Source organism: Pantoea sp. Cy-639 (assembly GCF_011752525.1).
Taxonomy (GTDB): Bacteria; Pseudomonadota; Gammaproteobacteria; order Pseudomonadales; family Pseudomonadaceae; genus Aquipseudomonas.
Genome location: NZ_VWXI01000006.1, coordinates 1 through 12,635 on the forward strand (window position 1 = coordinate 1; position 12,635 = coordinate 12,635).

General features: G+C 65.8%; 8 protein-coding genes and 1 pseudogene. 5 read left to right on the plus strand and 4 right to left on the minus strand.

The features are described from left to right. Window positions 1-276 precede the first annotated feature (276 nt). Complete coding sequence (locus F3J43_RS09260; protein WP_166885022.1) at window positions 277-2,064, minus strand: monovalent cation:proton antiporter-2 (CPA2) family protein; 1,788 nt, start codon at window positions 2,062-2,064, stop codon at window positions 277-279. Between the two features lie 254 nt (window positions 2,065-2,318). Here F3J43_RS09260 and F3J43_RS09265 point away from each other — a divergent pair, with 254 nt between their 5' ends. Then, the gene (locus F3J43_RS09265) at window positions 2,319-4,229 is read left to right on the plus strand and encodes a cytochrome c/FTR1 family iron permease (RefSeq protein ID WP_205297750.1); all 1,911 of its coding nucleotides are present in this window, start codon (window positions 2,319-2,321) and stop codon (window positions 4,227-4,229) included. Window positions 4,230-4,355: 126 nt separating this feature from the next. Continuing rightward, window positions 4,356-4,808, plus strand: coding sequence for a YaiI/YqxD family protein (locus tag F3J43_RS09270; RefSeq protein ID WP_166885027.1), 453 nt, complete (start codon window positions 4,356-4,358; stop codon window positions 4,806-4,808). A 157-nt stretch (window positions 4,809-4,965) separates the two neighbouring features. Here F3J43_RS09270 and elbB read toward each other — a convergent pair whose 3' ends face one another. Then, window positions 4,966-5,628, minus strand: coding sequence for an isoprenoid biosynthesis glyoxalase ElbB (elbB, locus tag F3J43_RS09275; RefSeq protein ID WP_166885029.1), 663 nt, complete (start codon window positions 5,626-5,628; stop codon window positions 4,966-4,968). 113 nt (window positions 5,629-5,741) lie between these two features. Between elbB and F3J43_RS24410 the strand changes: the two genes are divergently transcribed. Next, the gene (locus tag F3J43_RS24410) at window positions 5,742-7,037 is read left to right on the plus strand and encodes a sterol desaturase family protein (protein WP_166885031.1); all 1,296 of its coding nucleotides are present in this window, start codon (window positions 5,742-5,744) and stop codon (window positions 7,035-7,037) included. A 72-nt stretch (window positions 7,038-7,109) separates the two neighbouring features. Here F3J43_RS24410 and F3J43_RS24415 read toward each other — a convergent pair. Continuing rightward, window positions 7,110-7,667: pseudogene (locus tag F3J43_RS24415) on the minus strand (DedA family protein); the annotation flags it as partial. A 55-nt stretch (window positions 7,668-7,722) separates the two neighbouring features. On the opposite strand from F3J43_RS24415, the gene hemB reads away from it, so the two are divergent. Together hemB and ppk1 are read left to right on the plus strand one after the other, a co-directional pair. Further along, entirely contained in the window at window positions 7,723-8,733 is a 1,011-nt protein-coding gene (gene hemB, locus F3J43_RS09290; protein ID WP_166885033.1) for a porphobilinogen synthase, read from the plus strand. A gap of 19 nt (window positions 8,734-8,752) precedes the next feature. Beyond that, the gene (ppk1, locus tag F3J43_RS09295; RefSeq protein WP_166885035.1) at window positions 8,753-10,978 is read left to right on the plus strand and encodes a polyphosphate kinase 1; all 2,226 of its coding nucleotides are present in this window, start codon (window positions 8,753-8,755) and stop codon (window positions 10,976-10,978) included. Window positions 10,979-11,015: 37 nt separating this feature from the next. Here the strand turns inward: ppk1 and ppx are convergent, their stop codons facing one another. Beyond that, window positions 11,016-12,605 (minus strand): exopolyphosphatase, encoded by a 1,590-nt coding sequence (gene ppx / locus F3J43_RS09300; RefSeq protein WP_205297753.1) that lies wholly within the window; start codon window positions 12,603-12,605, stop codon window positions 11,016-11,018. Window positions 12,606-12,635: the final 30 nt, after the last annotated feature.

The following is a 12,635-nucleotide window of genomic DNA, read 5'->3' on the forward strand; positions in this document are numbered from 1 at the left end:
GGTTTCGGCGTGGGCGCTGCTGGCGCTTCGCCTGGCTTGAGGCATGCGCCAAGGCGTACAGCGGTACCCTCACAGGACTGCATCGCCCGAAACAGATGTGGGAGTGGGCGAAAGCCCGCGATGCGCCGCGCGGGCGGCGCTCGGTCTGATAGGCGCTGCAAGGCCATCGGCAAGCACTTGGCGGCCCTTTCGCGTCGCGAAGGGACCGCGCAGCAGCCCCAAAAACTCAAGACGCAGTAGCGCCATGCCATCGAGCGTCTGGCGTTTGCCCGAACCTCACTCTTCATCCGACGCAAACAACCGCTCCAGCTCCACCCGTGCCTCCTTGGCCGTCTGCATCACCTTGGCGCGGTCGTCGCCCACCCGGCCCTGGGCCTCCAGCACCTGCTCGTCATGCTCGCTGAAGCGGGCAATGCGGTAGGCCGCCTGGGCCTCCGTCAGGCCCAGTCCGACCAGGGTACGGCGGCTCATCTCCAGGCTGGAATGGAACGTCTCGCGGATCGGCTCGGCACCGACATCCACCAGCTTGTGCACGTGCTGGCGGTTGCGCGCGCGGGCGATGACCTTCAGGTGCGGGTACAGGCGCTTGGCCTGCTCTGCGGTGCGGATGGCCACCTCAGGGTCGTCGATGGTGATGATGAAGTACTCGGCCTCGCCGACCTTGGCCGCGTGCAGCACCTCGGGGCGCAGCGGGTCGCCGTAGAACACCGGCACCTGCTCGAACATGCGGGTCATCTCGATGGTGTCCACCGAGGTCTCCAGGGCGAGGAAGGGGATCTTCTGCGCGCGCAGGATGCGCGCGACGATCTGGCCCATGCGGCCCATGCCGGCGATCACCACGCGTGGGGTACCGGCGTCGATGGCCTTGTACTGCTCGGGCACTTCGTGGGCCGGCTGCGGGCGCTTGAGGGCGCGGGCGCAGCCGAGCATCAGCAGCGGCGTGACGGCCATCGACAGGGTGATGGTCATCAGCAGCAGGTCGTAGGTCTGGGTGTCGAACAGGCCCTGGTCCTTGCCCAGCTTGAACACCACGAAGGCAAATTCACCACCAGCCGCCAGCACCATGCCCAGGCGCAGGGCGCTGGCGCTGTTCAGGCCTCCGGCCAGGCGGCCGACGCCGATCAGCAGGACCAGCTTCACGGCGATCAGCAGCAGGGTCAGGCCCAGCAGCACCAGTGGCATTTCCAGCAGCAGGCGCAGGTTGGCGCCCATGCCCACGCTGATGAAGAACAGGCCCAGCAGCAGGCCCTTGAACGGTTCGATCTGTGATTCCAGTTCGTGCCGATACTCCGAGTCGGCCAGCAGCAGGCCGGCCAGGAAGGCGCCCAGGGCCATGGAGATGCCGGCCTCTTCCATCAGCCAGGCGGTGCCGATCACCACCAGCAACGCAGTGGCGGTGGACACTTCCGGCAGGCGGGTGCGGGCCACGGCACGAAACAGCGGGCGCAGCAGGTAGCGCCCGCCGACGATGACGATGGCAATGCTGGCGAATACCTTCAGGCCGTGTTCGAGGCTGTCGCCGTGGCTGGTATCCGGACCGCTGGCGGCCAGCAGTGGCACCAGGGCGATCAGCGGGATCGCGGCGATGTCCTGGAACAGCAGGATGGCGAATGCCAGGCGGCCGTGGGGGGCGTTGAGCTGCTTGCTCTCGGCCAGGCTCTGCAGCCCCAGGGCGGTGGACGACAGCGCCAGGCCGAGGCCGAGGACGATGGCCGCCGGCAGGGTCTGGGCGAAGCCGAACAGGGCGATGGCGCCGAGCGCCGCGCCGGTCAGCAGCACCTGGGCGGTGCCGACGCCGAACACCGCCTTGCGCATCAGCCACAGGCGCCGCGGCGACAACTCAAGGCCGATGATGAACAGCAGCAGGACCACCCCCAGTTCGGAGATGTGCGCGACGCTCTCGGTGTCGCGAATCAAGCCCAGCGCTTGTGGGCCAATGGCCACGCCGGCCAGCAGGTAGCCGATCACGGCACCCAGTTGCAGGCGTTTGGCGAGAGGGACGGCGACGACGGCGGCGAGCAGGAAGATCACCGCGGTCTGGAGAAGGCTGCCTTCGTGTGGCATCGGTTCGAACTCCATGAACTGCGTGGGCAGCGGTTGTAGGCGAGGGGCCATTTTCGCGGATTGGACGGGGTGGGAACAATCGATAGCTGCATGACGCATCGTTCGTGCAGAGGAACGGCGTTGGCTCGTCTGTTCGGCGGGATGTCCCCGGATGACTTTGTCGCAAGATTTTTCATGAAATATGGCCATGAGTCTTGAGTGACAGAGAGTGGAAGTGAACAATGTTCTCTTTCGTATTTACCGCGAGACTGTCCATGACTTCCCGTTCCCGTCTGCTTGCCTGGCTACCTGCCTTGCTGCTTGCTCCGGTGCTGGCGCTGTGCAGCACGCTAGTGCAGGCCGAAGCCCCCGCCGATGCGACCAAGGCCCTGCACCTGCTGGACTATATCGGTGCCGACTATCCGCCGACGGTGGATGCCGGCAAGGTGGTGGACGAGGGCGAATACCGTGAGCAGCAGGAATTCAGCGGGGTGCTGGCCGAGTTGCTCAAGGGGCTGCCGGCCCATGCCGACCGCGCGGCCCTGGAGCAGGGTGTGCAGCAGTTGCGCCAGGCCATCGATCAGCGTCAGGACGGCGCCACGGTGGCGCGCCAGGCGCGTCAGCTGGGGGCCCGCCTGGCAGTGGCCTACGAGGTCAGCCAGGCACCGGTGATCACCCCTGACCCCGCCCGTGGCGCATCGCTGTATGCGCAGAACTGCGCGGTCTGCCATGGCGACACGGGCCTGGGCGATGGCCCGGCCGGCGTCGGCCTGACGCCGCCACCGGCCAACCTGCGCAGCGCCCAGCGTCTCGATCAGCTCAGCCTGTTCGACCTGTACAACACCCTTGGCCTGGGCATCGAGGGCACCGAGATGCCATCGTTCGCCGACCAGCTCGACGAACGTCAGCGCTGGGACGTGGCGGCGTACATCGCCAGCTTCACCGCCGATCCGCAGGCAGCCAAGGGCGACAAGGCCTGGAACCTCGCCGACCTGGCCCGCCTGACCCCGACCGAAGTCGCTGCCAGCGAAGGCGCCGGTGCCGTGCCGGCGTTCCGTGCCCAGCGCGCCCAGCCGCCGCAGACCAAGCGCGGCCCGGCGCAGTTGCTCGACTACACCGCCAGCACCCTGGACAAGAGCCTGGCGGCCTACCGCGCCGGTGACCACGACCAGGCCTACGACCTGTCGGTGGCGGCCTACCTGGAAGGCTTCGAACTGGTCGAAAGCTCGCTGGACAACATCGACACCGTGGCCCGCAAGAGCACTGAAAAGGCCCTGATGGCCTACCGTCAGTCGTTGCAGGACGGCTTGCCCGTGGCCCAGGCCGAACAGCGCCTGGCCGAGGCCAAGAGCAAGCTCGACGAGGCCGCCAAGCTGCTGGGCAGCGATGGCCTGAGCTGGTCGCTGAGCTACATCTCCGGCCTGCTGATCCTGCTGCGCGAGGGCCTGGAGGCGATCCTGGTGCTGGCGGCGGTGCTGGCCTTCTTGCGCAACACCGGCCAGCAATCGGCCATTCGCAGCGTCAACATCGGTTGGTGCCTGGCGCTGGTGGCCGGTTTCGCCACCTGGGCCGTGGCTGCTTATGTGATCGACGTCGGTGGTGCTCAGCGCGAACTGCTCGAAGGCAGTACCGCGCTGTTCGCCAGTGTCATGGTGCTGTGGCTGGGCGTGTGGATGCACGACCGTCGCCACGCCGCTGCCTGGCAGGACTACATCAAGAGCAGCCTGGTCAGCGGTGGCGGGCGCTTCGGTTTCGCCGTGCTGGCGTTCTTCTCGGTCTACCGCGAGCTGTTCGAGGTGATCCTGTTCTACGAGACCCTGTGGCTGCAGGCCGGTCCGGCCGGTCACCAGGCGGTGCTGGCCGGCGGTGCCACGGCGTTGGTGCTGCTGGTGGGCCTGGCCTGGGTGATCCTGCGGGGTTCGGCGAAGCTGCCGCTGGCGCTGTTCTTCAGCATCAACGCCGCGCTGCTGTGCGCGCTGTCGGTGGTGTTCGCCGGACATGGCGTCAAGGCCTTGCAGGAAGCCGGGGTGCTGGGTACGCGACCGGTGGCGTTCTTCGAATTCGACTGGCTGGGCATTCACGCCGACGCCTACTCGCTGGGCGCGCAGGCGGTGGCCTTGCTGGCGATCGTGTTCCTGTACGGACGCAGCCGGCTGGCCGAGAAGCGCAGGGCAGCCGCCAACTAGGTCAGGCGTGGGGGCGGGCTTGCCCCGCGAGGGGGGAGGGGCTGGCATAATGCGGCCCATCCAGGCCGCATCGCGGGGCAAGCCCGCTCCCACGAGGTGATTGGCCCGAAGCACAGGAACATCTCAATGCGTGTATGGATCGATGCCGACGCCTGCCCCAAGGCGGCCAAGGACCTGATCGTCAAGTTCGCCCTCAAGCGCAAGCTCGAGGTGGTGATGGTCGCCGGCCAGGCGCAGATCAAGCCGGCCTTCGCCTGCGTGCGGCTGATCGTGGTGCCCAGCGGCATGGACGCGGCCGACGACTACCTGGTGGAGAACGCTGTGCCAGGTGAGCTGGTGATCTGCAGCGATGTGCCGCTGGCCGACCGTCTGATCAAGAAGGGTGTTGCGGCGCTGGATCCGCGTGGCCGCGAGTTCGACGAGCGCAACATGGGCGAGCGTCTGGCGGTGCGCAACCTGTTCACCGAGCTGCGCGAGCAGGGGCAGGTGGGCGGCGGCCAGGCACCGTATGGCGAGCGGGAGAAGCAGGCGTTCGCCAACGCCCTGGACCGGATCCTGACCCGGCTTGCGAAGCGCTAGCCGGGCATTGCAAATGCTGTGGGCGCCAGTATTGCTGGCGAACCAGGCGACACGTTGCATGCCCCGGTTACGCCGGTGTTCGCCGGCAAGGCCAGCGCCTGAAGTGTTTCAGCTGGCAGGTGTCCGGTAGGCGCCAGCGGTGCAATGGTCGTTGCCCTCAGGCGTCGTGGGTCAGTTCCAGCACTCGATCCACCAGCTTGTAGATGCCGCTGGCCGCTTCGCTGATCGACTTGGCCTCCATGTACGCCGGGGTCGTCACCAGCTTGCGCTGCTCATCCTCGACGATGTCGTGCACATCGCATTCCTGATGGGTGCCGCCCATCTTCACCACCGTCGCCGCCGTGCCAGCGTCGTTGCCGATGGTGCAGACCACGCCCGGACCGTAGATCTTCGCCGCCAGGGCCGGCGAGATGCAGATCAGGCCGACCGGCTTGCAGGCGGCGGCAAAGGCTTCGGCAAGGGCCAGCACATCCGCCTGCACGCTGCAGTTGGCGCCTTCGGCGGCGAAGTTCGACAGGTTCTTCGCCGCACCGAATCCGCCCGGCACGATCAGCGCGTCGAAGTCCTCGACCTTGGCCTCGCGAATGTCCTTCACCTCGCCACGGGCAATGCGTGCCGATTCCACCAGCACGTTGCGCGACTCGGGCATTTCCTGGCCGGTCAGGTGGTCGATCACGTGCATCTGCGCGATGTTCGGTGCAAAGCACTGCACCTGGGCTCCGCGTTGGTCCAGGCGCAGCAGGGTGATCACACTCTCGTGGATTTCGGCGCCGTCGTACACGCCACAGCCGGAAAGAATCACCGCAACTTTTTTCGTCATGCTCATTACTCCAGTGTCGAGGCGCTAAATGTCCTCTAGTTTGGCAGATGTGGCCATGGGATTTGCCCAGTCGCGGGCCTAATCTTTGTGGATGACCCTGGAGGTGGCCGATCATGGACCTGATTCTGCTGGCCGTGCCGTTCTTCTTCGTGCTGATCGCGGTGGAGCTGATCGCCGACCGCGTGCGCGGACAACGCAACTACCAGCTTGCCGACGCGATCAACAGCCTGAGCACCGGCGCGCTGTCGACCAGCACCGGGCTGCTGACCAAAGGGGTGGGGCTGCTCAGCTATGCCCTGGCCTGGGAGCACCTGGCGTTGTTCAGGCTGCCCGGCGAGGCCTGGTGGACCTGGGTATTCGCCTTCGTGCTGTACGACCTGTGCTACTACTGGCTGCACCGCCTGGGCCACGAGCGCAACGTGCTGTGGGCGGCGCACTCGGTGCACCACCAGAGCGAGGAATACAACCTCACCACCGCCCTGCGCCAGACCAGCAGCGGCTTCATCTTCTCGTGGATCTTCTACCTGCCGCTGGCGCTGCTGGGGGTGCCGCCGCTGGTGTTCATCACCGTGGCGTCGCTGAACCTGCTCTACCAGTTCTGGGTGCACACTCGCCATGTACCCAAGCTGGGCTGGCTCGAATGGATCTTCATCACGCCTTCCAACCATCGCGTCCACCATGCGCAGAACCCTCTCTACCTGGACCGCAACTACGGCGGGGTGTTCATCGTCTGGGACCGGCTGTTCGGTACCTTCCAGGAGGAAGACGAGCGCGAGCCGGTGATCTTCGGCGTGACCACGCCGCTGGCCAGCTGGAACCCGCTGTGGGCCAACGTGCAGTTCTATGCCCAGTTGTGGAACGATGCCCGGCGTGCCGCGAGTTGGTGGGACAAGCTGCGCATCTGGTTCATGCCCACCGGCTGGCGGCCGGCGGACGTGGCGGCGGCCAGCCCGCAGCCCAAGCAGGACCTGGCGCGTTTTCGCAAGTTCGCGATCCCGCTGGGCGGCGTGCAGCAGGGCTATGTGGTGGCGCAGTTCGCGGTTTTCGTGGCGCTGGGCAGCTACCTGATGAATGCGGCCGAACAGCTGCCGGTCGCCGCCCTGGTGCTGGGCTGGACGGTGATGGCGTTCGGTTTGTTCGTGCTGGGCGCGGCGCTGGAAGACCGGCCTTGGGCGGGGCGTCTGGAAGTGGTGCGGTTGCTGTCGAACGTGCCGGCGCTGTATCTGGCCGGCACGCTCGGCTTAGGGGTGGTTCCGCTCGCGTTCTGGCTGCTGCTCCTGGGCTACAGCCTGCTCAGCTTCGGCGGCCTGGCCTTCTGCCGCCGCGCGGCGCTCGGCGCGGCTGTTGCGAAAGCGTCGGCGCAGCCAGAGCAGCAGGCCGAGCACCAGCAGGCCGCCGAGCACCCATAGTTCGTATTTCTTGATGCTGCCGAGCATGCCTTCGAGGATGGCGCCGAAGTGATAGGCGGCCAGGCCCAGGGCCAGGGCCCAGACCGCAGCGCCGATGCCATTGAGCAGCAAGTAGCGGCGCGGCGGGTAGCCGGACAGGCCGATGGCCACCGGCATGACCGTGCGCAGGCCGTAGACGAAGCGGAAGGTCAGCACCCAGATGTCCGGGTGGCGGCGGATATGCTCCAGCGCCCGGTCACCCATGGCTTGCCAGCGCGGTTTGCGCGCGAGGATCTTGCGCCCGTGGCGGCGGCCCATGAAATACCACAGCTGGTCACCGGCATAGCTGCCGCAGAAGGCCACCAGGACCACCAGCTTGATATCCATGTATTCGCGGAACGCAAGAAAGCCCGCGAGCACCAGGATGGTCTCGCCCTCGAAGAACGTGCCGAGAAAAAGGGCAAAGTAGCCGAAATCGTTCAGAAATTGTTGAAGCATTTTCAGGCGTGCTGGCGAAATGAACGCGAAGCCTACCCCTTCGCGGGCGTTGGGGAAAGTGTCCAGATGTGTCTCGACGTGAACAATCAGTGCTAGGACAATGGCTGCGGCCACAAGTCGCAGGGTTGCCCTTGGACGTAACACAGGCGTCATAATGGCCGCTTATAACTGTCGCGCTAGCCCGCCTGCGCGGGCTCAGGAGTCTGCCGTGAGCTTTACCCCCGCCAATCGTCTGTTTCCTGCCACCCGTTTGCGTCGCAACCGCCGGGACGATTTCTCCCGTCGCCTGGTTCGCGAAAACACCCTGACCGTCGATGACCTGATCCTGCCGGTATTCGTACTGGACGGCGAGAATCGCCGTGAAGAAGTGCCGTCGATGCCTGGCGTCGAGCGTCTGTCGATCGACCTGCTGCTCGAAGCTGCACAGGGCTGGGTTGAGCTGGGCATTCCGGCGCTGGCGCTGTTCCCGGTGACCCCGGTGGAAAAGAAATCCCTCGACGGTGCCGAAGCCTGGAACCCGGACGGCATCGCCCAGCGCGCCACCCGCGCCCTGCGCGCGCGCTTCCCGGAACTGGGGGTGATCACCGACGTCGCCCTCGACCCGTTCACCACCCATGGCCAGGACGGCATCCTCGATGAGGAGGGCTACGTCCAGAACGACATCACCGTCGACGCCCTGGTGCGCCAGGCGCTGTCCCATGCCGATGCCGGCGCCCAGGTGGTCGCGCCGTCGGACATGATGGACGGTCGCCTGCAGGCGATCCGCGAGGCGCTGGAACTGGCCGGCCATGTCAACGTGCGCATCATGGCCTATTCGGCCAAGTACGCCAGTGCCTACTACGGCCCGTTCCGCGACGCGGTCGGCTCGGCGCTGAACCTGGGCAAGGCCAACAAGGCTTCCTACCAGATGGACCCGGCCAACAGCGACGAGGCCCTGCACGAAGTGGCCACCGACCTCGCCGAAGGCGCCGACATGGTCATGGTCAAGCCGGGCATGCCGTACCTGGACATCGTCCATCGGGTCAAGACCGAGTTCAAGGTACCGACTTTCGTCTACCAGGTGAGCGGCGAGTACGCCATGCACATGGCTGCGATCCAGAACGGCTGGCTCAGCGAAGCCGTGATCCTCGAATCGCTCACCGCTTTCAAACGGGCAGGCGCCGATGGCATCCTGACCTATTTCGCCGTGCGTGCCGCTCAATTGATGAGAGGGCAGTAACGCCCTCCAGGAACGTCAGATGAATAATGAAGTGCTAACCCCTGTCGCGATCAAGGAAGCCCAGGCCGTGCCCGAAGAGATGTTGCAGACCCCACCGGACCTGCCACCGGCGGCCGAGCCCGTGGTCGAGGCGCCAGCCCCCGCGCCAGCGCCGGCGATCGCCATCCCCAGCCTGGACGACAGCAGCCTGTACATTCATCGCGAACTCTCGCAGCTGCAGTTCAACATCCGCGTGCTGGAACAGGCGCTGGACGAGTCCTACCCGCTGCTCGAGCGTCTGAAGTTCCTGCTGATCTTCTCCAGCAACCTCGACGAGTTCTTCGAAATCCGCGTGGCGGGTCTGAAGAAACAGATCAACTTCGCCCGCGAACAGGCCGGCGCCGACGGCTTGCAGCCGCACCAGGCGCTGGCGCGGATCAGCGAGCTGGTGCACCTGGAGGTGGAGCGTCAGTACGCGATCCTCAACGATGTACTGCTGCCGGAGCTGGAGAAGCACCAGATTCGCTTCATTCGCCGCCGACACTGGACACCCAAGCTCAAGACCTGGGTGCGCCGGTTCTTCCGCGACGAAATCGCGCCGATCATCACCCCGATCGGCCTCGACCCGACCCACCCGTTCCCGCTGCTGGTGAACAAGAGCCTGAACTTCATCGTCGAGCTCGAGGGGGTCGACGCCTTCGGCCGCGATTCGGGCCTGGCGATCATCCCGGCGCCGCGCCTGTTGCCGCGGGTGATCCGCGTGCCGGAAGAGGTGGGCGGCCCCGGCGACAACTACGTGTTCCTGTCGTCGATGATCCACGCCCACGCCGACGACCTGTTCCAGGGCATGAAGGTCAAGGGCTGCTACCAGTTCCGCCTGACCCGCAACGCCGACCTGGCGCTGGACTCCGAAGAGGTCGACGACCTCGCCCGGGCCCTGCGCGGCGAGCTGTTCTCCCGTCGCTACGGTGACGCGGTACGCCTGGAAGTGGCCGATACTTGCCCGAAACACCTGTCCGACTACCTGCTCAAGCAGTTCAGCTTGAGCGAGAGCGAGCTGTACCAGGTCAACGGCCCGGTCAACCTGACCCGCCTGTTCAGCATCACCGGCCTGGACAGCCATCCGGAGCTGCAGTACACGCCGTTCACCCCGGCGATCCCCAAGCTGCTGCAGAACGCCGAGAACATCTTCAGCGTGATCGGCAAGCAGGACATCCTGCTGATGCACCCGTTCGAGTCCTTCACCCCGGTGATCGACCTGCTGCGCCAGGCCGCCAAGGACCCGCACGTGCTCGCCGTGCGCCAGACCCTGTACCGTTCCGGGGCCAACTCGGAGATCGTCGACGCCCTGGTGGACGCGGCGCGTAACGGCAAGGAGGTCACCGCGGTGATCGAACTGCGCGCGCGCTTCGACGAAGAGTCCAACCTGCAGATGGCCAGCCGTCTGCAGGCTGCGGGCGCAGTGGTGATCTACGGCGTGGTCGGCTTCAAGACCCACGCCAAGATGATGCTGATCCTGCGCCGTGAGCAAGGTGAGATCGTGCGTTATGCGCACCTGGGCACCGGCAACTACCACGCCGGCAACGCCCGCCTGTACACCGACTACAGCCTGCTGACCAGCGATGATGCCCTGACCGAGGACGTCGGCAAGCTGTTCAGCCAGTTGATCGGCATGGGCAAGACCTTGCGCATGAAGAAACTGCTGCACGCGCCGTTCACCCTGAAGAAGGGCATGCTCGACATGATCGCCCGGGAGACCCAGTTCGCCCTGGACGGCAAGCCGGCGCACATCATCGCCAAGTTCAACTCGCTGACCGACGCCAAGATCATCAAGGCGCTGTACAAGGCCAGCCAGTCTGGCGTGCGCATCGACCTGGTGGTGCGGGGCATGTGCTGCCTGCGTCCGGGTATCCCGGGGGTGTCGCACAACATCCACGTGCGCTCGATCATTGGCCGCTTCCTCGAGCACACCCGGGTGTTCTACTTCCTCAATGGCGGCGAGGAGCAGATCTACCTGTCGAGCGCCGACTGGATGGAGCGCAACCTCGACAAGCGCGTCGAGACCTGCTTCCCGGTCGAGGGCAAGAAGCTGCTGCTGCGGGTCAAGAAGGAGTTGGAAGGCTACCTCACCGACAACACCCAGGCCTGGAGCCTGCAGTCGGACGGTCGTTACGTGCGCAGCACCCCGACCGGCAACCAGAACCCGCGCAGTGCCCAGGCGACCTTGCTGGAGCGCCTGAGCAACCCGGTGCTGAACGTACGCTAGCAACCTACCGGGGCCGCGAAGCGGCCCCAATTGGCTTTCAGCGCACGCTGAGTACGAAATTGACCCGGGCCAGCCACTCCGCCTCGTTGGCGAAGTCGGCCTGGGTCAGCTGGTTCTGCTCCAGCCAGCCATTGGGGAACACCACCTCGAGGCTGTTCTCGCCGGCCTGCAGCTCCACCTTGGGCATCTGCTGGGTGCCACGGATGTGGTGGAACAGGATGGCGAAGCGCAGCAGCACGCACAGGCGGATCAGCTTGATGCCTTCGTCGCCGAACTCGGCGAACTTGTCCTTGGGGATGTTGCGGCGATGGCCGCGCACCAGCAAGGCCATCATCTGCTGGTCCTCGCGGGAGAAGCCGGACAGGTCGGAGTGCTCGATCAGGTAGGCGCCGTGCTTGTGGTAATGGTAGTGGGCGATATCCAGCCCCACTTCGTGGACTTTCGCCGCCCAGCCCAGCAGATCGCGCCAGTTGCCATCCTCCAGGTCCCAGGCCTTGGCCACCTGGTCGAAGGCATGCAGCGCCTTGCGTTCGACCCGTGCTGCCTGGCCCTGGTCGACGTGGTAGCGCTCCATCAGCGAGTTCAGGGTGCGCTCGCGCACGTCCTCATGGTGGTGGCGGCCCAGCAGGTCGAACAGCACGCCTTCGCGCAGGGCGCCGTCGCAGTGGTCCATGCGCTGCAATTCCAGGGCGTCGAAGATCGCCTCGAGAATCGCCAGGCCGGCCGGGAAGATCGCCCGGCGGTCAGGCTTGACCCCTTCGAAGTCGATCTTGTCGGTCTCGCCGAGCTTGAACAGCTTGCGCTTGAGCTGGGCCAGGCCATCGGCGTTGACCTCGCCATGGCCATGGCCCATGGACTTGATCGCCGCGCCGATGGCGCGGATGGTCCCGGACGAGCCGATGGCCTCGTCCCAGGTCAGGCGGTGCAGGGCATTCTCGATGCTCATCAGCTCCAGGCGCGCGGCGGTGTAGGCTTGGGCGTAGCGCGCCGGGGTGACCTTGCCGTCGCGGAAGTAACGCTGGGTGAAGCTCACGCAGCCCATCTGCAGGCTCTCGCGCAGCAGCGGTTCGAAACGCTGGCCGATGATGAACTCGGTGCTGCCGCCGCCGATATCGGCGACCAGGCGCTTGCCCGGGTTGTCGGCCAGGGTGTGCGAGACCCCGAGGTAGATCAGGCGCGCTTCTTCACGGCCGGAGATGACCTCGACCGGGTGGCCGAGGATGGCCTCGGCGCGCTGGATGAATTCATTGCGGTTGCGCGCTTCGCGCAGGGCGTTGGTGCCGACGATGCGCACTGAACCTGCGGGCATGCCGTTGATCAGCTGGGCGAAGCGCTTCAGGCACTCCAGCCCCCGTTCCATGGCTTCTTCGCTGAGCTTGCGTTCGTCGTCGATGCCGGCGGCCAGCTGGACCTTCTCGCCGAGCCTTTCGAGAATGCGGATTTCCGTGTGATGGGCCTTGGCCACGACCATGTGGAAACTGTTGGAGCCAAGGTCGATGGCGGCGATCAGGGACAGGTTCTTCGCGGAGGTATGCGGCATGATCTGGTTGTTCTCGGTCGATAACCCGGCAATCGTGCCACGATCGTGGTCATACGCCAACGCGCGGCACTGCAAGGCTTGATGCATGGCAATGTCATAGCAATCCTATGACCGTGA

Excerpts from the sequence above, each read along its gene's own strand:
- F3J43_RS09260 (WP_166885022.1), bottom strand. The coding sequence starts at position 2,064 with ATGCCACACGAAGGCAGCCTTCTCCAGACCGCGGTGATCTTCCTGCTC.
- F3J43_RS09265 (WP_205297750.1), top strand. The coding sequence starts at position 2,319 with ATGACTTCCCGTTCCCGTCTGCTTGCCTGGCTACCTGCCTTGCTGCTT.
- F3J43_RS09270 (WP_166885027.1), top strand. The coding sequence starts at position 4,356 with ATGCGTGTATGGATCGATGCCGACGCCTGCCCCAAGGCGGCCAAGGAC.
- elbB (WP_166885029.1), bottom strand. The coding sequence starts at position 5,628 with ATGACGAAAAAAGTTGCGGTGATTCTTTCCGGCTGTGGCGTGTACGAC.
- F3J43_RS24410 (WP_166885031.1), top strand. The coding sequence starts at position 5,742 with ATGGACCTGATTCTGCTGGCCGTGCCGTTCTTCTTCGTGCTGATCGCG.
- ppk1 (WP_166885035.1), top strand. The coding sequence starts at position 8,753 with ATGAATAATGAAGTGCTAACCCCTGTCGCGATCAAGGAAGCCCAGGCC.
- ppx (WP_205297753.1), bottom strand. The coding sequence starts at position 12,605 with ATGCATCAAGCCTTGCAGTGCCGCGCGTTGGCGTATGACCACGATCGT.